This is a genomic window from Streptomyces sp. NK15101, from assembly GCF_020400725.1.
Taxonomy (GTDB): Bacteria; Actinomycetota; Actinomycetes; order Streptomycetales; family Streptomycetaceae; genus Streptomyces.
In genome coordinates this window covers 125,495-147,192 of record NZ_JAINVG010000003.1, presented here as the reverse complement: position 1 = coordinate 147,192, position 21,698 = coordinate 125,495, and the positions used below count along the sequence as shown (strand labels likewise).

Genomic DNA, 21,698 nt, shown 5'->3' with positions numbered 1-21,698 from the left:
CGTCGCCCCCCTTGCTCCCCCACGCAACAAGAGTCACCGTATGGAGGTGTGTTGGCGACGTCAACGCGCTCCCCCCGAGGTAGTCAATCTTGGCGTGATTTCGCCTTGGAGGGCTCTTTTCGGGCGCGGAGGCCGGCCGGGTCCGGTGCCGTCAGGACGACCCGGACGGTCTTGCCGCCGGGCGGGTGGGGGACCGTCTCCCAGCGGTCGGCGAGCGCGGCGACGAGCGCGAGGCCGTACCCGTCCGTGGGGAGTTCCCCGGACGGGCCGTCCCCGTGGGGGAGCCGGGGGAACCGGGGAAGCCGCTCCCCGCGGGCGTCGGTCACGTCCGCGCGCAGCAGGTCGGTCACCGGGTCGAAGTGGAGTGCGAGCCGGAAGTCCCGACCCGGCACGTACCCGTGGACGACCGCGTTGGCGGACAGCTCCGCGACGACCAGCTCGGCACGCTCCGTGAGGTCCTGCGGCGCGCCCCAGGACCGCAGCGCGGAGGCGGTGAGCAGCCGGGCGAGCCGGGCGCCGCGGCGAGTGGACGACAAGAGCTGGATGAAGCCGCATGCGGGTGGGGCGAGTTGGGGGAGGGATTGGTTCATGGCGTCAGGGTGACGGGCGGAAGCGGCCGGAAGCGAGCGTCGAGCCCCGTACGCCGAGTCAGCGTACGGGCACGCAGGGTGGACGGTACGTGAGGCGACCCGTCACGCTGAGTCGTGAAGTCGAGCGACGTGCGCGCGAGTCGTCGCGGCTGCGGCGCGGAGGAAAGGGGCGGCGGATGAGCATCGCCGAAGAGGAGACGGCGGGGGCCGTCGAGACCCGGACGGTACCGGTGGGGGAGGGGGAGCGGGAACCCCGACCGTCGGACAGTCTGCGCACGTTCGGTGCCGTCGTCCAGGCCCTGCGCGAACACGCGGGTCTGAGCCGGGCGGAGTTCGCCGCCCTCGTCCGGTACTCCAGACACACCGTGGAGTCGGTGGAACTGGGCCGCCGCATGCCGGACGAGGCGTTCGTCGAGCGTGCGGAGGAGGCGCTCGGCAACACGGGTGCCCTGAGGAGGGCCGCTCGCTTCCTCAGCCGGGACGAGGTCGGCCTCGCGGCCTGGTTCCGGCGCTGGGCCCGCCTGGAACGGGAGGCGGTGAGCCTGTGCACGTACGAGTGCCGGCTCGTGCCGGGGCTGCTGCAGTCGGAGGCGTATGCGCGGGCGGTGTTCGAGGGCACGATCCCGCTGCGGACCGACGCCGAGCTGGAGGCCCAGCTCGCCGCGCGAATGGAACGGCAGCGGATGATGAGGGAACGGCCGACCGTGCCGTTCAGCTTCATCGTCGAGGAGCACGTGTTCCGGCGGCGGTTCGGGGACGCGGAGGCGATGCGCGGGCTGGTGGACCACGTCCTTGAGCTCACCGCTCCGCGCAACGTGACGCTTCAGGTGGTGCCGGTGGGGGCGGGGTTGCACGCGTGCCTGGACGGGCCGGTGCAGGTCCTGGAGACCCGTGAGGGCCGCCGACTCGGTTACTCCGAGGGCCAGGAGAACGGACGGCTCATCTCCGACCACAAACAAGTGAGTGTGCTCTGCCACCGCTATGAAACACTGCGCTCGCAGGCCCTGGGGCCCAAGGACTCCCGGGACCTGCTGGAGCGACTGCGAGGAGAGCTATGAACAGCGGTACGACGGAACTCGCCTGGTTCAAGTCCAGCCACAGCGGCAGCCAGGGCGACAGCTGCGTGGAGATCGCGGTCGCCGAGGACGCTGTTCACGTACGGGACTCCAAGGACCTGGCCCGCCCGGCCTTCGCAGTGGGGCGCGCGGAGTGGGCGCCCTTCGTGAGGTTCGTGTCGGGAAACTGACGGAACGACCGGTGTGCCGCTGCCGCAGCGGCACACCGGACTCTTGCTCAGGTGAGCGTGTTGCGCAGGTGCGGGCCGAGATAGCCCACGTAGACCTTCCCGGACCGGGGGCCGTCCTCGTAGAAGTGGAGGCGCGGGGCGACGGTGTTGCCACCGCCGATCTTCAGATGCGCCTGCATGAAGACCCGGCCGCCGGCGTCGACCGTCTTCGGGACGGGCAGCATGCGCTCGCCGCGCAGCTTGCCGTTCTTGGCGACCGTGTCGGACTCCCGCATGGCCACCTTGGCCGCCGGGAACGGGAAGTCGCCGGACGCCTCGGACTTGCACCAGCTCAGGAAGTCGCCGGAGACCTTGCCGAGAGCCGAGGCCTCGGCGAAGTGGTTGAGCGCCAGGAGACCGTCCCAGGCCACGTTCAGCCAGTTGTCCACCGACTGGCTGTCGAGCTTCTGGGTGGTCTTGTGGTGGCCCGTGAAGACGAGGAAGGGAAGCTCCTTCAGCCGGTCGAGAAGGTCGGCGAAGGTCTCCGGGTAGGTGATGACCGGAATGCCGGCCGCGCCGTAGGCCGTGGCGAAGTCGCCCGCTGCCTCAAGGCGTTCCCGCAAAAAGCGGATGAGGCGCTGGGACTCCTGGAACTTGTCGTAGAGCTCCTCGTTCTCACCGCGCAGATCATCGCTTCCCCGCTCGGTCCTGGCGAGTTCCGCGTAGAGGTCGTTGATCTCGTTGACGCGGATCGCCTCCGCCTGCTCCGCCTCGTCGAGGAGAGAGGTCAGGGCGAGGTTGTCCTTGCGGAGCTGGACGATGTCCGCGCCGTCCGAGCTCGGCCGCAGTCGCGCCCGTTGCTGCGGAACGCTCAGCAGGGCGGCGGGAAGCGCGTGGCGGGAGGCGAGCCGCTGCGGGAGCGCGGCGAGTATCTTCGCGGCGCGACGCACGTCGGCCTCGATGGTCCGGCGGGACATCACGGGATGCCGCTGGGCATCCGGTTTCCAGGCCGGGTCGAGCCCCGGCAGGTAGGTGCGGACGCCGCCGCCGAACACCGGGTGGTACTCCAGCGCGGTGTTGAACTTGGCCTGCGCCGCCGGCATGAGGACGTACAGCACAGCCAGCCCGTGCAGGTTCCGGAACAGCGGTTCCACGACCGTACGCGACCACTCGTCGGGATCCTTCCCGTACGGCACGGTGGCGATGACGACGGGCATGCGGCGGTTGGCGTCGCACAGCTCTTCGAGCAGGTCGTCGACGTCGTCGGCGTCCTCGATGAAGGACGGCGAGGTGGTGACGTCGGCCTGACCGTCCCGCGCCTCCAGGGCGTCGAGGAGAGACCGAGCGATGTTCGGGGTGTTGGCGGGCTTCGGGAACTCGTCCGTCTTGGCCGGCTGGTGCTCGATGTCGACCTGCACCCAGGTGCGGCCCTTGTCCTCGGGGAGCCCGGAGCGCACGACGAGCGTCGACTGCCAGGTGCCCGATGCGGTGGAGGGCGTCTCGCGCATGCGCCACCGGCTGTACGCGCCGTTCATGCCGGACTCGGAGTCGCGGTCGAGGGTCGCGTGGGCGGCGACCTCGGTCCGCCCCTCGGCGAGCCCGGACGTGTCGTACTGCTTGGAGTCGAGCCATGCGATCAACTCCCGCTCCGCTATGGCACAGGTGTCGACGTAGTCCGACTCGGTCGACACCACCATGCGGTAGCCGCGTGGTTCCATGACGGTCTCCCTTCAAAGGCTCGGTACGCGAGACGAGGTTGAAGAACTGGTCGGTGTCAGGGGGCCGACCGTGAGGGAAGCGCCCTGTCGAGCGTCCATTTCACGAGGTCGAATTGGTGGACGAGTGAACTGACTTCGGATTCGAGAGGAGTAAGCGGAGGGAGATCCTCCGCGCCCATGACCTCCACGGTGGTCCACTCGCCGGTGGCGCACCTCGTCGCCACGTGAGTGCTGCGGTCGCTGGGACCTTCCACCTCGTTCCGCGCGGTGGAGTAGAGAAGGCGTGCGGAGCCGTCGATCGACGGCGACTCTTCGCGGGGGAAGGTGAAAAGCACCTCGTCCTCGGCGACCAGACCGACCGTGTACCGGTGCGCTTCAATGTTCCGTTCCACCGACAGGTTCAGCACCTTGTCGAGCGTTGCGAAGAAGTCAATTCCCAGGTGGGGATCGGCTATTTGCCGCCACAGTGGAGTTTCGCACCGCGCTCTGACCTCATCGCGGTCACGCAGGGTGAGCGCGTGGAGGACCTCCTCCGGCTCGCGGTCCTCCGCACGGCACAGGGTGCGCAAGACGTCGTGAGCTGTCGCTCCATTCCCGCAAGGCCATGCCAGAACCCACGAGGCGCGGTCGTGAACGGGACAGGCGGAGTCGTTCAAGAGGGAGTCGTCGCAGTGCGGACAGAGGTCACGTGCAGCTTCTTGGCGGTACCAGATGTTGCGCGGACCCTCACCGAGGTTCCGCCGCCAGCCCTTGGACTCCAGATACGCCTCGATGACGACGGAGTCGTGGGAGCGGAACGTGGCGGCCTGGGCATCCGATATCTCGTAGGTCATGCGTCACGCTTTCTGTGGAGTTGAGTGGCAGGGCCCGGCCCGAGCGCCCACCACTCGACGTGCTCTTTACGGGGCGTCGTCCTCGGGGTCGTCGTCCTGGTCGGCCACGAGTGCGGCCGGCAACGGCAGCCCGTACTTCTCGCACAGGAAGCGGGTCTGGCAGTACCGCTGGGCGTCGGCGGCCACTCGGCCGAGGACCGCGGAGTTCATTCCGGCGCTGATGAGGACGCCGACGAACGGCACGACCTTGGCGACGCTCTTGACCGACACCTTGGAGCCGGCCGGGCTCAGCTGCTGCATCAACTTCTCAAGCGCGGCCACGAGTTGGTGGTCATTGCGAAGCTTGGCCGACCACCTTGTGCGCCCCTTGAGGGCCTGAGCCGCCTGTGCGGTCTTGTGCAGCGGCTCGGCTTTGGCCGCCTGCGTCATGAAGGACCGGCGCACCAGGCGCTGGATGAAGAGCTGCTCTTCGGGGTCCTTGGCGTCGTAGCCGTAGGAGTACGCGATGCGCGTGGCTATCGACGCGCTCAGGACCTGGATGACGAGGATGTCCGCCGTCATCGCGGCGGGGATGCCGGCGACGGGGACCATGGCCAGCAGGCCCATCACGCCCCCTTCGAACGCGCCGGCGGTCCGCCACTTCAGGGTGTTGGAGCTCAGCAGCCGGTCGCAGACCTTGAGGTCCTGCTCCCGCAGATCGGTGAAGCTGTCGACTTCGAGGCCCTGCTTACGGGCGAGCTTCTCGACGCTCTTCGGGTCGTTGAGCTCCAGCGCCCAGTCGTTGACCAGTTCGAGCAGCGCTGTCGCGCCCGCGACCGCCGGCCGCATGGTCTTGTCGGCGACCACGTCGCCCGCGCGACGTATCGGCTCCTTGACCGCTTCCGGCACGGCGTCCTTGATCCGACGACCGGCGTTTCCCGCGACCTCCCCGGTGCGGCCGAGGGCGTTGCTCGCCCAGTTCGGCAGACCACGGCGGTTGTTGCGGCGCTCCCAGTGCTCGTTGAGAACCTGCCAGACCTTCTCCTCGTACGCGCTCATCGAGGGCGGGCCCTCGACCAGTGGGGCCGCGTGAGTGCTCAATGAGGTTCTCCGTTTCGACGGTGATGACAAGGTCCACGGACCTGCCGGCCGGCAGGGGAGTGCAGCCGTGGTGCGGGGCCGATGCCCGTGGCCGAGTGAGCGGCGCTCTCCGGGGTGGCCGCAGATACGGCCACCCCGGAGGCGGATCAGTTGTGGCGGGGCCCCTGGCCGGGGGGCGGGGTGAGGGTGGACCGGTAGTCGGTCAGGCCCTCGGTAGCCATTCGGTCGTACTCGGCGAGGATGAGGTTCTTGGTGCGGTACTCGCCGTGCGCCTTGATGTCGTTGTCCCGGGTGACGTTGAAGGTGTCCAGGATGTAGGCGGTGTCGTCGCGGTTGATCCCGTAGAGGTGGAAGAACAGGGCGTCCAGCTCGGCCCGGATGACGGCACGACGGTCGGTGTCCCAGATGAAGGGGGCGCCGGTGTCGTTGAGGTCGCGGGCGAAGGGGGTCATGTCGGTTGCGGTGTAGGTGAGTTCGAGTACACGGGGGGCGATGAACTCTGTATGAGGCGCGAGCTGGTCGGGGGTGGGAACTGGTACCTGCTGCATGTAGCCATAGGTGAGGTGCGTGCCGCCGATCTTCTGGCGGACAGCGTAGTCGCAGACCATGGACGACCAGACGGCTGCGAGGAGAGGAGCCTGTTCGGGGCGGGTGGGAAGGGCCAAGAAGAACGAGTTTCCGAAGCCGTGGGCAGGTGCAAGAGCGGTGATCAACGTGCGCTCGTTGCTCTTGTTAGTGATGTCTCGCCACCCCATCAGCCAGTTCCGGTCCCACCCTCGGGCGGCCAGACGGCTGCGGACACCCGGCTCCATGATCGGTTTGCCGTTCTTGTCGACTTCCCCGGTCGGAACATCCTGCTCTGGCACCCAATAGCGCGGTAGCGGCACGGCGGAGGCATCCTGATGCTGCTCCATGGTGAAACGCGGGAGGGTGCCCTTGTTGAGCTGTTTCTCCGTGGCGTTCTCGTACGTGGAGAAGCGGTGGTCGTAGTGGTGCAGCATTTTTGCCTCGTACAGCGGGAGCAAACGCTCCTCGCCACGCACGAGCGCGTTGCCTTCGAGGGCCCAGCCGGTCTTGAGGAGATCGTCGAAGCTCTCGTTGTCCTGGGCGAAGGGGCGGAATAGGTCGGATTCGTTCGACATGTGGAACATCGTCATGAACCCGATATCCCAAGGATTCTGGTCCGCCTCACCGGCCTCGTTAATCAAGACCGGCATCCGGCGGTAGATCCCCAGCGTGATGTCTGCATCCCGCTTGTGGCTGAACACGGGGCAGGTGCCGGTGTTCGGGTTCATGGTCAAGATGTCCTCGGCTGCCAGCAGATAGCTCCGATCGGCGATCTGCTCGGGTTGCCGTACCTTGAATACCATCCGGATCGGTTCATGAAGGCTGCCTGAGCCGCGCAGCATAAACAGACAGAACCGCATCTGGTTGTGGACCTCGGGGAATACTTTGTCTTCGTTCTCGAAGTCGTACAGCGCTGTGAGCTGCCCATTCGTGACGATGTCTCTAACGAATAGCTGAGTCGTTGTATCCGTTGCGATACCTGTAGGAACGATCACGCCCGTCCGCCCCCGCGGCCCCGTCAGCGTCCGGTCCGTCTCCGTGAACACGGCGTACGTGTTGATGTCGCCCCGCCCCGTCAACGGGAACCGGGCGCTGGTGCGCAGGAAGTGGCTCTCTCCCTCTGCGCGCCGCTTGGCCGCCTCGAACTCGGTGTACAGATAGGCGCCGTCGCGGTCGTCGCGCAACTCCGCGATGAGCCGCTTGCGGGCGGCCGAGGTTTTGGCCTCGGCGATCCGGGGGTCGCGCTGGGCAAAGAACTCCAATTCCTGGAGCTTCACCCGCTCCCACGGCGGATTCCCCACCACCGCGTCGAACCCGCCGGCCCACCCCGTCCCCGCCTGCACGCCCGCCCCCGACTCCGGGACGGCGAACACCTCCGGGAACTCCAGGTGCCAGTGGAAGAACCGGTACTGGTCCCGCAGCTCCAGGATCTGCTGGTGCGTCGCGTCCGGCACCGACGCCTGGTCCCGTCCCCGCAGCGCGCGGAACACCTGGTCCGTCGGAGCCTCCGGCGCCCCCGCGTGCTTCGGCCAGACGAACGCGGCGCACCACGCATCCGCAGCATGCAGGTCCTGCACATACGCCGACGACTCCACGTACACCCGGTACGCGGCCTCCTGGGCGTGCACGTCTTCCAGCGACTCGGCCGGAGCCCCGGTGATGGCGGCGAGCTCGACCGCGTACCGCTCGTTCCCCGGCAGGGGCTCCGTGTCGAAGAGGAGCTCGTCCTGGCCTCCCCGCTGGGCCTTGTTGCGCTTGACGAGCACGGACGCGTGCTTCTTGTCGTCCCCCTCGATCGGCTTGAAGGCGTCATCGGGGACACCGCCCGCCAGGAGCTTCGGCGTGGCGCCGATCAGGCCGTTGCCGTGCTTCACGTGCGCGTCGAGGAAGCTGAGCGCCTTGCCCGGCTCCATGGCCTCCAGCCACAGAGAGACCTTCGCCAGTTCCACGGCCATCGGGTTGAGGTCGACGCCGTAGATGCAGCGTGCGACGACCTCGCGCAGCGCGTGGCGCATGGCGCCGTCCGTGGGCTCCGGGTTGTGCTCACGCACCGAGGCGACCCGCTTGGCGATGCGCCGGGCGGAGGCGACGAGGAAGTGGCCGGAGCCGCAGGCCGGGTCGCAGACCGTCAGGGACAGCAGCTCGTCGACGATGTCGTCGGCCGGGTCAGGGCGGCCGGCGGCGGTGGCCCGCTGCTCGCCCCGCTTGACGGCGTCGTCTATGACCGGGTCCAGCGTCGTGTCGAGGAGGCACTCGATCAGTGACGACGGGGTGTAGTAACTGCCCGTCGTCTTACGGCTGTTGCCCGCCACCTCCACCAGTTCGAACGACCGGTCCGTCGCCGAGTGCTTCGGCTCCAGCTCAAGCAGGGACTCGTAGACCGAGCCCAGTTCCTCGGCGTCCAGGTGGCGGTAGTCGACGGGCCGCCAGCGGCGGGCGCCGGGGTCGCGGACCTGGGCCAGGTGGCGTACGGCGGAGAGCAGCGACTCGTTGGAGAGCTTCAGGCCGTCGAGCGGGGCATCGGTCTCGGAGCGGGAGAACAGGCCGCCGAGGCCCGGCAGCGCCAGCTCGGGACGGCCGCCCTCCGTACCGAGGGCTTCGAGGACGATGCGCAGGGCCTCGTACTGGTCGCCGTGGGCCGTGCCCTGGCGGCGGCGGGCGCGTTCGCGGAGGCGGGCGGAAGAGAAGTACCGCTCGTACACCTCCCGGCGCGGGTCCTCCGGCTTGCCGTCGAGCAGCGCGCCCCGGTCCTCGGCGACGAAGACGAACAGCAGCCGGTAGACCAGGCGCAGCAAAGCGTCCCGGAGGGCCTTCGGGTCGGTGTTCTCCCGCAGCGCGGTGTTGTCCGGGTGGCGGAGGAAACCGGTGCCCAGGACGGTCAGGGCGTTCTGCACGCCCAGGCGCAGCTGGTCCAGGGCGCGGGTGCCGGAGGTGACGGCCTCGGCGCGCCACTTCTCCAGCCAGCAGCCCGACGCCGCCGTCCCCTCCGGGACCGTGAACCGGGAGGCGTGCAGCAGGCTGTAGAGGAGCACGAACTCGCTGAACAGTTCACCGTCGAAGAGCGCTTCCAGGTCGAAGTCGACATACGCAGCCGTGGAGAAGGACGACGAGTCGCGCAGCAGGCGCAGCCGCCGGCCGTTGGTGACGATCGCCCACAGGTGGGCCTCGGTGCGGTTCAGGCAGTCCTGCACCATCGACTGGGGCGGGACCTGGCCGGCTGCCGGGCGCTTGTCCAGCTCCTGGTTCCAGGGGACCTGGTGGACGAGGGCCGGGCCGTGGCGGTGGGAGACCGGGAAGCGCTTCTCCGGGTCGGAGTCCGCGGGGATGCCCGCCGCGCCGACCTCCGTCAGCGCGCCGAAGTCCAGCTTGCGGAAGAGCTGCGCGAGCCAGTCCGTGCCCGCGCGGCCCGTCGGGTCGGCGGCGGGCGCGCCGGTCGCCGGGTCCGAGGGCAGCGCGGCGCGCAGGTCGCGCCAGAGCGGCTTGAGGTACTCCCACGCGCGCTCGGCCTCGTTGCGCACCGGCACCGAGGCCGGCAGGCCGTAGTCGGCGGGCTTGGTGCCCGGGAGGTTCCGCGCCTCGGCGATGCGCAGCAGCATGTCGGAGGGGAGCAGGCCGCCGACCGGGGTGACGGCGGTGAAGGCCAGGGCGTTGCGGGTGGCGGCGGACATCAGGCTTCGGCTCCGGACACGGTGGGGGCGGATGCGACGGGGGGCAGGTAGAGGTACACGCCGAGCACGTCGGCGGGCTCCTGCGGGACGACCTTCAGACCGCGGACGATCTCCTCGTTCGCCTTGCGGACCCGGCGGTGCGAGGCGTCGAGCTCGGCGGCCAGACGGGTGCCGTACTCGGTGAGGTGCGCGGCCAGGTCCGGCAGGCCGGCGAGGTCCTTGGAGATGTGGTTGCGGGCGGCCTGCTCGTGCGTACTGGCCGTCGCCCGGGCGGCGAGGAGTGCGGCCGCCGCGTCGTCGTCCAGCCAGCGGGCGCGCGCCGGCACGCCCTCGTACGCGAGGAGCCGCGCGTCCTCGGCGACCAGCTGCCGCTCGCCGGTACGGGACGGCAGCGTCAGGTGGAAGCGGTAGCGGACCAGGAGGAGCGTGGTGCGGACCTTCACCGCGTCCGTGGTCACGACACCGCAGCGGCGTGCCGGGCGGGGGCCGGGGGTGTTCGCGTCGAGGGCCGAGTCCAGGACGTACGCGGCGATGGCGCCGATCGCCGGGTCCGTACGGACCAGGGCGGCCTCGCCCCGGGCGATCGCCGGGGTCGTACGGAAGGGGATCTCCCGGTCCTCCTCGACGATCCGCCCGCCGAGCGTGGCGGCCAGCGCGTCCCGCAGACCGGCCGGGGTGCCGCCGGTCTGGGCGGTGAAGTCGCCGGAGCCGTCGCGTGGGTCGCGGACCAGCGCGTCCAGGTCGCGCAGGGCTTCCAGGGCGAAGCCTCGGACCTCGTCGGCGCCGCCGAGCGCGGCCCGTACGGCGGCGACCTCCCGGGCCACCTCCTCCGGGTGGATCGCGCGCTGGGCGTACTTGGAACGGGAGGTCTTCTCCCGTTCGGCGGCCGAGTTCCACTCGCGCTCGATGCGGTCGAACGACTCCTGGTGGCCGTCCAGGTCGAACAGGCTCTCCTGGCTGCCCTGTCGGCCGTGCAGCAGCAGCCACTCCACCACCGCGTCCGTGACGCCGGAGGCGGTCTCGTCGGGGACGGAGACGGAGATGCCCAGGTCCTTCAGGATCTGCCGGTGCTTCTTGAACAGCACCTCCAGGACCTTGCCGTCGATGCCGTTGTCCTCGCCGTACATGGTGATGACGCGGACCTGGTCGCGCTTCTGCCCGTACCGGTCGACGCGGCCCTCCCGCTGGTCGTGACGGGTCGGGTTCCAGGCCAGGTCGTAGTGGACGACGGCGTCGAAGTGATGCTGGAGGTTGACGCCCTCGGAGAGGCAGTCGGTGGCGATCAGGACCCGGCGGACGGCCGGGTCGCCGGCGTCCTCGGCGGACCCGGTGGCGAGCTGCTCGATCCGTTCGAGGCGCTGCTGCGGGGAGAGCGTGCCGGTCACGGCGGCGATGCGCGTCTTCTTGCCGAGCTTCCCCTCCAGCTGCGTGGCGAGGTACTCGGCGGTGGGGATGTAACGGCAGAAGACGATCGGGTGGTACCCGTCGGCGACCAGACCCTTCAGGTGCCGGATGAGCGCCTTCAGCTTCGCGTCCTCGGCGGGGCCGACCAACTCGGCCGCGCGCCGGGACAGTTCGAGGAGACGAGCACCCGCCTCCTCCGACTCGGCGGCGCCGGGCGCGACGTCCATGCCCTCCAGGCGGTCGTTCTCGGCGGAGTCGGAGGCCACCGGTGCGCCCAGGAGGTCCGCCTCCAGGGCGGTCCGGGCGGCCGCCGACTCGGAGCGGGTCTTCAGGGTCTGCGCGGCGGCCGCCGGCGAGGACACCATCGAACGCAACAGGGCGATCACCGACCACCAGGCGATCCGGGCCTCCCGCTTGCCCTGCTCACCGGCGGCCGCCACACGGTCCCGGGCATAGGCGATGGCGTCGTCGAGCAGCGCCCGGTAGGCGGGCGTCAGCTTGTACGGCTCGTCCTTCGTCCAGCGGTCGGACGGGAAGGCGGTCCGCTCCGCCAGGGAGTCGTCGGCGAGACCGTCCTCCTTGGTGAGGTACTCACGGACGTCGGCGCGCTTGCGGGCCACGAAGTGCTCGGCGAGCTTCGCCCGCCCGGCCGGGGACTCCAGGTCGAGCGTGGCGAGTTCGGGCCTCACCAGGCCGAGCAGGTTGCGGAACGCGGACTCCTTGCCGGAGTGCGGGGTCGCCGTGAGCAGCAGCAGGTGCCGGTCCTCCTTGGCCGACACCCTGCGCAGCAGCTCGTACCGGAGCTGGTTCGCCGCGGAGGAGGTGCCGCCGTTCGTGGCGTCGTCGGCGGCCACACAGGAGTGCGCCTCGTCGACGATCACCAGGTCGGGGCAGTGCTTGACGAAGTCCTCGCGGTGCCGGGTCGACTTGATGAAGTCCGTCGAGATGATCGTGTACGGGTGCTTGTCGAAGAGCGACTGGCCCAGTTCCAGGCCCCGCTCCAGGCGCGAGACCGTGGAGGCCAGGACCAGTTCGGCGTCGATGCCGAACTTCTCCCGCAGCTCGGCCTGCCACTGCTCGGCGAGCGCCGGGGAGCACAGCACCGCGAGGCGGGTCGCCTCGCCCTGCGCGAGCAGCTCCTTGGCGATCAGTCCCGCCTCGACCGTCTTGCCGATGCCGACGTCGTCCGAGATCAGCAGCCGCACCGTGCGCTGCCGCAGCGCCATCAGGAGCGGAACGAGCTGGTAGGCCCGGGGCTCCACGGCGATCGACGCCAGCGAGCGGAACGGGCCCGCGCCCGAACGGAACCCGATGCGCAGCGCCGTACGCAGCAGCCCGGCGGCCCGCTGGTCGCCCAGGTCCGTCGCGTTCGGCGCCGCGAACTCCGCCGGCCGCACCTCCTCGAAGGCGGGGAACACCGCCGCGATGTCGTCCTCGCTCCCGCCCAGGGGGCGCAGGACCAGCATGTCGGGGGCGCTCTCCGGCAGTACCACCCATTCCCGGCCACGGGCGGCGACCAGGGAGCCGGCTGTGTACGTGAGGCTCATCAGTTGTCTCAGTTCCTTGGGGTCGAGAGGCTGCGGGGCGGTCAGCGCAGGTGGAAGTAGGCGGCGTTGAGCGTGGTGATGGCGTCCCAGTCCGCGTCCGCGGGGAAACGCAGGACGTCCCAGCCGGCGTCCTCCAGGCGGTAGCCGGCCTCGATGTCGCGCGTCGAGTCGGCCGTACGTCCGGGGCCGTCGACGAACACGGCGAGGCTGGCGCCGTCCAGCCGGAAGACGAGGTCCGGGCGGGCCGCCGCCTCCGGGACGAGGACGTCGACCTCGTCCGGCAGCCGGTAGCCCTTCGCCCGGAGCCAGCCGAGCAGGTCGCCCTCCGCGACCAGCGCCCCCAGGTCCGCCTCGAGGGGCGTCGGATCCGTCGTACGGACGGGATCCGCCGGGGCCAGCCTGCGGAACTGCTCGCTGCGGGACTCGCCCCGGTCCTCCCGCTCGGTACGGGCACCGGCCAGGCGCAGCAGCAGCGGCCGGGCGCTGTGCCGGCTCAGCCGGCGGTGGTGCGTCTGGTTGCCGTAGGTGAGCAGGCAGGCGTAGCAGCCGCGGGCGCACTCCTCGTCGGCCGAGGGGCCGCCCTCGTCCTCTCCGGTGTCCGGGTCGAAGTGGCAGATCTCCAGAGCCGTCCGGGCCGCCTCGGAGAGGGCGCCCTTGTCGTGCTGGAGCCGCCGCAGCACACCGGCGCCGCCCTCGGCGGCCTCCGTGAAGAGGAGGCGCCGCCGGGGACCGTCGTCCGGAGGCAGCAGCTCCGCCGTCAGTTCGGAGTCCTCCAGCTCGAACGCCGCCTCGATGCCCCGCTCCAGGGCGTACAGGAACGACAGGGCGACCGGTTCGGGCTGCGGCTCGTCCAGGGTCACCACGAGGATGTTGCGGCGGTCCTCCACGTACGGGAGCACGCGCTTCTTGCGGCGCTTCTCGTTGCCGTCCTCGTCGACCACCGGCATGCCGGTGCCCTCGATGGCGTCCGCGGCGGCCCGGTCGTTCAGCCAGCGGCCGTCGCCCAGATCGAGCCAGTAGCCGTCCGGCTCGCCCTCCTTGTCGCGGACCCGGCCGAGGTTGGTGATGCGGACGGTCGCCGAATCGCCGTAGTCCAGGTCCAGGACGGGGGCGCCCTCGGAATCGGTGACGTGCGAGGAGAGCCGGCCCTTGCGGGCGCCGTGGTCCTGGAAGGCGTACGAGGTCTCCAATCGGAAACCGGCCCGGCGCCGCTCCTCCTCGTCGGAGGAGATCCGCTCACGCGGCGTCGTGTACACCGTGTGCAGGTGCAGCAGTCCGGTGCGCTTGCCCCGCAAAGACTCGCCGCACATGCCGCAGACGTCCGCGCCGACCTTGACGGCGTAGTGGTAGCCGCAGCCGTCGCAGCGCCGGGCCTCCGCCGTCGCCAGATCGCCCGAGGCGTCCGGCGGCAGCTGGACACGGGTCACCTGGTAGCGGGCGCCCTCGTGGTAGATGAGCGCGCCCGGGCCGAACTCGCGGATCGCGAGGAAGCGGGGACGCTGGAGGTAGTCCCCGTCGGCGTTGCGGCGGTTGCCGGAACGCGGGATGTACGCGGCCAGCGGCAGCCGGGGGAAGCTGTAGCCGGGCAGGAACCCCTCGGACGCCAGGTACCGGTACGGGTTGAAGTCGCTCATCACCGACTTGTTGTCGGACGACCGGTTCAGGAGCAGGTTCGTCTGGGTCTCCGCCTCGCGGCGGCGGGTGCGCGCCCGGCTCTGCTCGCCCTGCGAGAGGGTGTGGTCGACGACCCGCTTGTTCTGCTCGTACTGGTCGATGACAGCCGCCCGGAACAGCTGGCGCCACCGGTCGAAGGCGTCGTCGAACCGCTGCGGGGCCCGTTCGATCCGGTCCTCCACCCACTCGTCGTACCACCAGGTGGTGGCCGCCAGGTCCGGGGCCAGCGGTGCGAGGACGGTGTGGGCGGCGGCGATCGCGCGCCGGCGGGCCTCCTCGTCCAGGGACTCGTCGCGGATGTGGGCCACGAGCGGCAGCTGCATCTGCGGATCGGGCCGGTCGTCGCCGTCGGGGTCATAGGCGACGTCGACGATGTCCGGGATCGCGGTGCCGAGCTTCATCCCCGTCTCCGCCAGCCAGATGGCCTGGAGGTGGGAGCGGACCAGGTCCTCGTTGGCGAGGTCCAGGCGGGGCGGTGCCACCTGGCCGGCCACCATGTCCTGGGAACGGCGGAAGTAGTACTGGTCGTGGCTGTTGCCCGTCGCGCAGTACGTGGCCACCAGGGCGGGCTGGCCGGAACGGCCCGCCCGGCCCGAGCGCTGTGCGTAGTTCGCCGGGGTGGGCGGCACGTTGCGCATCAGGACGGCGTTGAGCGAGGAGATGTCCACCCCCAGCTCCATCGTAGGTGAGCAGTACAGCAGCGGCAGTTCGGCCGTACGGAAGTCCCGCTCCCGCTCCAGACGGTCCTCCGGCGGGACCTGGGCGGTGTGCTCCCGGGCGTACAGGCCGGCGAGCTCGGCCGCCGCCGTCCGGTACAGGTCGCGGAAGAACGGGTTGACGCGGGGGCCCTCGCCCTGGTTGTACGTACGGGCCAGCGGGTCGACCGCGCCGCGCTCACCGCCTCCGGCGCGCCAGACGAGCGCGGCCGCCGACACGCGGTAGCCGGTCCGCTTCTGCGCGGCCTGGCGGCGGAAGGCGGGCCCCGAGCGCTCGGGTGTGGCGTCCACCTCGCGGACCAGTTCCGCCTCCACCAGCACCTTCAGCAGGTCCTCGATGACACTCTGGACGTCGTCGAGGGGAAGGGAGCGCAGCTCGGGCATGTTCCGCTGGAGGTACTTGCCGAACTTGCCACGGGCGGACAGGAACAGCGCGGAGCGCTCCATGCCGGGCTTCGAGCCGTACGGGTAAGCGGTGCCGACGGTGGGCCGGTCGCTCTCGCTCAGCACCCACGGGCCGGTCAGCCGCTCCTCGCTCGCCCCCTGGAGGGTGTCGAAGTCGTCACGGAAGTACTGCACGTCGATGGCGAGGGCACGCCGCATGTGGTCGAGCAGCGTCCGGGCGACCTCCTCGCGCAGCGCGGGGTCGGCGTCGCGCAGCACGGCGTGCGCGGACTGCCAGCGGTCCGGCCGGGCCGCGATCCAGTCCAGGTCCTCGTAGTCGATGCGGAGCAGTCCCGTCTGCTCCAGGTTCGGCATCGTGATGCGCCAGCCGCGCTCCAGGTCACGGTAGAGGCGGTACCCCACGACGTCGCGGAAGGCCTTCGTCGCCCGGCGCTCCAGAGAGGGCGGCAGCGACGCGGACCCCGTGTACTCGCGCGGCGAAAGACCCATCACGGCGGTCACCGCCTCGGCGAGGTCGTCGTGGTGCAGCCCCTCCTCACCGGCCTGGAGCGCCGCCTGGTACAGGGCGCCGCGCAACTGGGTCACCTGGGCGAAGTCGTTGAAGTGACCGGCCTGGAGAGAGGCGTCCTGCCGGTTGTCGACGAAGGAGAGGAGCTTGCGCGCCTCCTTGCCCAACCCCTCCTCGGGAACGGCCCGCAGTGACTTCACGATCGACGCGGAGATCAGGGAGGTGGCCGAGGAACGCCCCTCCTGGTCCAGGGTGGCCAGCTTGGCGAAGTCCCGGCCGCGGGTCTGCTCGTACGAGACCTGGCAGTGCACGCAGAACAGGAAGGGCGCCGGGACGAACGCCGCGATCAGCCCCTCGCCCGACTCGTTCCCGAACGGGTCCACGACGACGCGCTTGGGCACCCGGGGGCGGTACGACTTCTTGAGGACGGTCACGCCCTGCGCGTCGGACTCCAGCCACGACTCCGGCAGTCTCCGGTCGTCCACGGCCGTCTGGGGGTCCGCCGGCCACTCGTAGTCCTCGCCGGGCACGCCGACGTACAGATAGCCCTCGCCGGCCCGGCCGCCCGAAGCGGAGGTGTCCCGGCGCGGCTCGTACCGGAACGAACCGTTCTCCTCGGTGCGCCACACGGTCAGGTACTCCTGCCCGCACTCACGACAGAACGCCAGCGGGAACAGCGGCATGCCGCCGCTCTTCGGTTGTTCCAGCTGGTAGGTGCGGGTGAGCGGTCGGCTGAGCGGGTCCTGCAGCGTCGTGTAGACGGTGTCGCCCTTGGAGAGGAACTGGTGCAGCCGAAAGGCGAACAACGGTCGTTCCGTCACCGGGTGCTTCGCCCGGGCGCCCGCCTCCAGGGTGGTGCGGATCGCTTCGGCGACCTGCTCCTCCGACACCCCGGACTCCGCGGCCAGCTCTGCCGCCGCGTCCTCGACGGTCCCCGGGGCGCAGCGGCGCAGCCGCCCCGTGCCGTCCTCGCGCTCCAGGCCGAACCGCGACTCCAGCCAGCGGGCCAGCGGGTCCTTCGTCAGCGCCTCGTACGAGAGGGGTGCCGCCGGTACCCGCAGCCGTTCGGCGGGCACGCTCGCCGGAGCCTCTTCGGTCGCCCGGATCAGGGTCTCGCCGATCACGCGCTGCGGCAGCACCGTCGTACCGAACAGCCGTGCGGCGACTCTGGCGACCTCGCGGCGCTGCTCCTCCCAGGAACCCTCGGTGGACATGGTCGCGGAAGTGCCGATGCACTGCAGGGTGGCAGAGGCACGGCAGGCCTCGCGGACCCGGCGGATCAGGAACGCCACGTCGGCGCCCTGCCGTCCCCGGTAGGTGTGCAGCTCGTCGAAGACGAGGAACTGCAGCCCGTCCGCCATGCGGATGAGGCTCGACCGGTCGTCCGGCCGGGTCAGCATCAGCTCCAGCATCACGTAGTTCGTCAGCAGGATGTCCGGAGGGTTCTTGCGCAGCTCCCGACGCTGCTCGTCGGACTCCTGGCCGGTGTAGCGGGCGAAGGTGACCGGCTCCCGGCCCGCTCCGAAACCATGGCGCAGGTACTTCTCCAGCTCCATGAGCTGGGAGTTGGCCAGGGCGTTCATCGGGTACACGACGATCGCGCGCACCCGGCCGCCCGCCTGGGGGCCCGCCGCCTCGCGCTCCTTCAGGACGCGGTCCACGATCGGCACGATGTACGACAGGGACTTGCCGGAGCCGGTACCCGTGGTCAACACGTAGGAGTCGCCCGCCTGGGCGGCCTCGATCGCCTGTCGCTGGTGCAGGTGGAAGGTGAGGGGCCGTCCGTCCGGACGCCGCGCGCCCTCCTTCTTGCCCGCCTGGAAGATCTCCGCGCACCGGGGGTGCAGCACACCGTCCCGGACGAGGTCGGTGACCTGGCCACCGTCCGCGAAGAACGGATTCAGCGACAGCCACGGGTCGGGCCACTGCGACTTCGCCCTCAGGTCCTCGTCGACGAAACCCTCGATGCGCGGGTCCCGGATGACCGTCGCGCTCTTGGTGAAGCTCTCGTACTCGTCGATCAGTTCGGCGTGGATGCCGAAGACGTCCATCGTCTCGGGCAGCCGGGGTGCCTTGCGAGGCACCGGCGCGGGTACGGCGGCGGCGCGCTCGGGGAGCAGGGCGCGCAGCCGCGCCACCGGGTCCATCGCCTGCCAGTGCGGGGCGAGGAGAGTGGCGGTGTCGTCCGGTGCGAGCGCGAGGGGGACCAGCGCGTCGTGGACCAGGGCGGCGTTCTCGGGCCGCAGTTCGGCGTCCTTCTCCAGGAGGCGCTCCACGAGCCGGACCAGCTCGGCGGGCAGGTCCGGGCGGACCAGGGTCAGCCGCGGCGGCTGTTCGTGCTGGTGCTGTTCACAGAGCTCGTAAGGGGTCCTGGCGGAGAACGGCGGCCGGCCGATCAGCAGTTCGTACAGGATGCAGCCGAGCGCGTAGAGATCGGCGAGGCCGGAGACCCGCTCGGCGCGGAACTGCTCGGGCGCCATGTAACGGGCCGTGCCCACACTGACGCCGTCGCTGGTCAGCCGCGTCTGGTCGGGATCGTCGACGATCGACCCCATGCCGAAGTCGAGGATCTTGACGCTGCCGTCGCCCGTCAGCATCACATTGGCCGGCTTCAGGTCCCGGTGAACCACACCGGCTGTGTGCGCGGCGGCGAGACCGGAGGCGATCTGCGCCCCGACGGCAGCGGCCCACGAGACCGGAAGCTGCGGCTCCTCGTCGATGAGGTCGGCGAGGGGGTGACCGTCGAGCAGTTCCATGGCCAGATAGGGCAGTCCCTCGCCGCTCGCGGTGAGGTCCACCCCGCCGTCGATCAGCAGGGTGAGGTTCGGATGCCCCTGGGAGAGCATGCGCATGATCCGTACTTCGCGGCGGAAGCGGTCGACCTCCTTGCCGGAGCCCGAAGCGTCGATCGAGGAGCCGGTCCGTCCGCGCAGGATGGTCTTGACCGCCACTTCCCTGAAGGGGGAGTCCGGCGTGGCCCGGAGGTCCTCGGCGCGGTGGACTTCTCCCATGTTGCCGCGCCCGACGGACCCCGTGACCCGGAAGCGTCCGTCGATGATCTCCAAGCTCACTGCCACTCCCGTTTCACCCGATCGCGCGCAAGGCGGGTCAGTCCCGCTGGGAGCGTATATCTTCACCCGTCGACGTTGACGGCGTCAATCCGTTGACGCCGTCAACGCGTACGTGGCGGGCTTGGTGTGTCACCTCCGTTGGCCGGATGTCGCGGGGTTCGGTACGCGCCGGTTGAAGACCCACACCCCCTGCGACTGCGTGGCCCCCATGACCCGCCCGGAGATCCGCAGCCACGGATTCGCCTTCTGGAACGGCGCGAAATTGTCGTTCGAGACGATGATTCCGCCGACCTCGTCGGCGATGCTGATCACCAGCGCGTCACCCCGGCCCTCGGTACCGGCCGGGGGCTGTACGACGGTGCCGTCGGCGATGGCCGTCTCCACGAGAGGCCGTTCCTCGGGGGACACGTCGTGGCGCAGGCTGGCGTCCACCACCACGTGGATGTCTCGGTCCGCGTGCTTGAACCGCAGCGACCGGACTGCCGCCTGCAACGCCGCGAAGCTCGGCCTGCCGCCCGCCGCGCGCGGAGGCCGGCCGTTCCATGCGAGGTTGGAGCCGTCGATGACGAGCGGTGCCGACGCCGTGACCGCACCGGCCGGCGCGGGGGAGGAGCTGGGGCGGGTGGGCCCGGGCGCGCCGCCCCCCTGGCTCCGGGGGGCGGCCTGCTGGGGGTGGGTCGGTGCGGTCGCGGGCCGTGAGGCCGGTGCGAGGGCACGCAACCGGTCGAGTTCCCTCGTCAGCTCCGGCAGGACGTTCCCGTCCCCGAACACCTTCACCTCGTCGTCGAGGACGACCTCGCCGGTCTTCTGCAAGGTCGCCTTCACCGTCAGCAGGCCTTCCTTGCTGTAGGTGTACTCCAGATCGAAGACACCCTCCTCGGCACTGCACCGCCGGGGGTAGGTCAGGACCAGGTCGGTCAGTTTGACGTTGTCCGGGTGATCGACCTCGCGGTCGGGGTCGCCCTCCCAGACTTCGACGGTCAGCTGGGAGAGATTGTCCTTCGTCGGCTCGTACGACTTCACGCGCTGCTGCGGAAGCCGCTGGTTCCGGTCGATGACGGAACTGAAGCTCCGCCTTCCTTCGCGGTCCTTGGTGACCGTGCCCAGGGCGTGTGTGTTGACCACCCGGATGATGCTCTTCAGCTCGCCGTCCATGGCGGCGGCGCTGATGGCCGCTCCCTCGGCCACCGCGGTCATCGGGTTGCACAGGGCGCTGTCCACGAGTTCGCAGTCGAGCGCCTCCGAGACGGCGGCGCGCACGGCGGGAATCTGGCTGCTGCCACCGATCATCAGCACCGCGGTGAGGTCCTGCGGATCGATCCGGGCCTGCTCCAGACACTCCTCCACCGGGTCGAGCGCACGGCTGATGAGGTCCTGGATCGCCTCGGAGAACTCGTCCTGTCCGATCTCGACGGTGACGTCGTCGGGCGTCAGGACGCGGACCGACTCCTGATGGGAGAGCAGGATCTTGGCCCGCTCGATCTCCAGGGCGAACATCCGCTTCTCGGAGTCGCTCCACCGCCCCCGCGCCGGTGCCCGATCGAGGACCATGCGGCGCAACCGCTCGTCGATCTCCAGGCCGCCGAGGCGGTTGACACCCCGGCTCGCCTTCTCGTCGAAGAACCCGTCGTCGTGCAGGAGGAGGGTGGCGTCCATGGTGCCGCCGCCCCAGTCGAAGACCAGGAACTCGCCGTCGGCCTCCATCTCGTGCGCGTACGCGATCGCGGCCGCGGTCGGCTCGTTCAGAAGGGTCCGGACCGTGATCCCCGCGGCACGCGCGGCCTCGCGGGTCCGGAAGCGGGCCGCTCCGGTCGCGTTGGCGGGAACGGTGACGACGGCCTCGCGGATCTCGGTGGCGGCCTCTTCCTCCGCCGCCCGCGCGATGGCGTGGAAGACGCCGGCGGCCGCGGTGGTCGCGGCGAACCGTTCACCGCCCAGCGTGACGAACGGTTCCTCGCGCAGCATCCGCTTGCACGCCTCGACGGCCTGCTCGGAACGGAGCTTCGCCTCCCAGCCGAACAGAGTGCCCGGCCGCAGGGAGCTCGTACCGACGACCGACGGGTACAGCTGCTCGAAGCCTTCGCGCCGCCAGTTCGCGTCCAGACCCTGTCCGCCGATCTCCAGCACCTCGACGAATTCGCCGTTCCACTGGGCGGCGACCGAATTTGTGGTCCCGAAGTCGATTCCGGCTGCCGTCATGCTTCCTTCCCCACCTTCATGCCCGCCTGCCCGGCGACGCGCCGCAACTGGCCGGCGAGTATGACCTTTCCTGTCAACTCGTCCACATACGCCGGACTCAGCAGCTCGAAGGCGCTCCCCTCGCCCTCGGTCACCACGAACCGGTCGCTCTCCTCGGGCTCCGTGACCCGCAGCAGCCGCAGCTCCCGCAGGTGCTCCGTCATCGCCCCCGCGACGGTCTCGCGGCTCTCTCCCGCCCGGGACCAGAGGAGCGCGTCGATCTCGGCGAGCCGTCCGGCGAACTGCGCGCGGGTACGGAACTCGTCCAGGACCGCCCTGCGCACCGCCGCGGTGAGCGCGCCGGCCGGAGGCACCTCGTCGGCCCCTGCAGCCTCCAGTGCCTCCGGCACGCGGGCGGCCACTCCCTTGATCACCGTCATCGCGTCGATCGGGTCGGGGCGCGGCGACGCTTCGACGGCCCTGTTCTCCGCGGGCTGGACCGAAGCGTCCCTGC

General features: G+C 70.3%; 11 protein-coding genes. 2 read left to right on the top strand and 9 right to left on the bottom strand.

Annotated elements, in window-relative coordinates:
- Positions 1–83: 83 nt before the first annotated feature.
- The gene (locus tag K7G60_RS02700) at positions 84–590 is read right to left on the bottom strand and encodes an ATP-binding protein (RefSeq protein ID WP_225799139.1); all 507 of its coding nucleotides are present in this window, start codon (positions 588–590) and stop codon (positions 84–86) included.
- 176 nt (positions 591–766) lie between these two features.
- Between K7G60_RS02700 and K7G60_RS02695 the strand changes: the two genes are divergently transcribed.
- Together K7G60_RS02695 and K7G60_RS02690 are read left to right on the top strand one after the other, a co-directional pair.
- Positions 767–1,648 (top strand): helix-turn-helix transcriptional regulator, encoded by an 882-nt coding sequence (locus K7G60_RS02695; protein ID WP_225799138.1) that lies wholly within the window; start codon positions 767–769, stop codon positions 1,646–1,648.
- Positions 1,645–1,836 (top strand): DUF397 domain-containing protein, encoded by a 192-nt coding sequence (locus tag K7G60_RS02690; protein ID WP_225799137.1) that lies wholly within the window; start codon positions 1,645–1,647, stop codon positions 1,834–1,836. Before K7G60_RS02695 ends, K7G60_RS02690 begins: the two co-directional genes overlap by 4 nt.
- 47 nt (positions 1,837–1,883) lie before the next feature.
- Here the strand turns inward: K7G60_RS02690 and K7G60_RS02685 are convergent, their stop codons facing one another.
- From K7G60_RS02685 to K7G60_RS02650, 8 genes are all read right to left on the bottom strand, one after another.
- Positions 1,884–3,533: a hypothetical protein gene (locus K7G60_RS02685; protein ID WP_225799136.1), complete on the bottom strand. Its 1,650-nt coding sequence runs from the start codon at positions 3,531–3,533 to the stop codon at positions 1,884–1,886.
- A gap of 56 nt (positions 3,534–3,589) precedes the next feature.
- The gene (locus tag K7G60_RS02680) at positions 3,590–4,366 is read right to left on the bottom strand and encodes a hypothetical protein (protein WP_225799135.1); all 777 of its coding nucleotides are present in this window, start codon (positions 4,364–4,366) and stop codon (positions 3,590–3,592) included.
- A 66-nt stretch (positions 4,367–4,432) separates the two neighbouring features.
- Positions 4,433–5,446, bottom strand: coding sequence for an EcsC family protein (locus tag K7G60_RS02675; RefSeq protein ID WP_225799134.1), 1,014 nt, complete (start codon positions 5,444–5,446; stop codon positions 4,433–4,435).
- Between the two features lie 146 nt (positions 5,447–5,592).
- Entirely contained in the window at positions 5,593–9,681 is a 4,089-nt protein-coding gene (locus tag K7G60_RS02670; RefSeq protein ID WP_225799133.1) for an Eco57I restriction-modification methylase domain-containing protein, read from the bottom strand.
- Positions 9,681–12,632: a DEAD/DEAH box helicase gene (locus tag K7G60_RS02665; RefSeq protein WP_225799132.1), complete on the bottom strand. Its 2,952-nt coding sequence runs from the start codon at positions 12,630–12,632 to the stop codon at positions 9,681–9,683. The genes K7G60_RS02670 and K7G60_RS02665 overlap by 1 nt, the downstream gene beginning before the upstream one ends.
- Before the next feature lie 41 nt (positions 12,633–12,673).
- The gene (locus tag K7G60_RS02660; RefSeq protein WP_225799131.1) at positions 12,674–19,006 is read right to left on the bottom strand and encodes a protein kinase; all 6,333 of its coding nucleotides are present in this window, start codon (positions 19,004–19,006) and stop codon (positions 12,674–12,676) included.
- A 129-nt stretch (positions 19,007–19,135) separates the two neighbouring features.
- The gene (locus K7G60_RS02655; protein ID WP_225799130.1) at positions 19,136–21,205 is read right to left on the bottom strand and encodes an Hsp70 family protein; all 2,070 of its coding nucleotides are present in this window, start codon (positions 21,203–21,205) and stop codon (positions 19,136–19,138) included.
- Complete coding sequence (locus K7G60_RS02650; RefSeq protein WP_225799129.1) at positions 21,202–21,624, bottom strand: hypothetical protein; 423 nt, start codon at positions 21,622–21,624, stop codon at positions 21,202–21,204. The genes K7G60_RS02655 and K7G60_RS02650 overlap by 4 nt, the downstream gene beginning before the upstream one ends.
- Between the last annotated feature and the right edge of the window lie 74 nt (positions 21,625–21,698).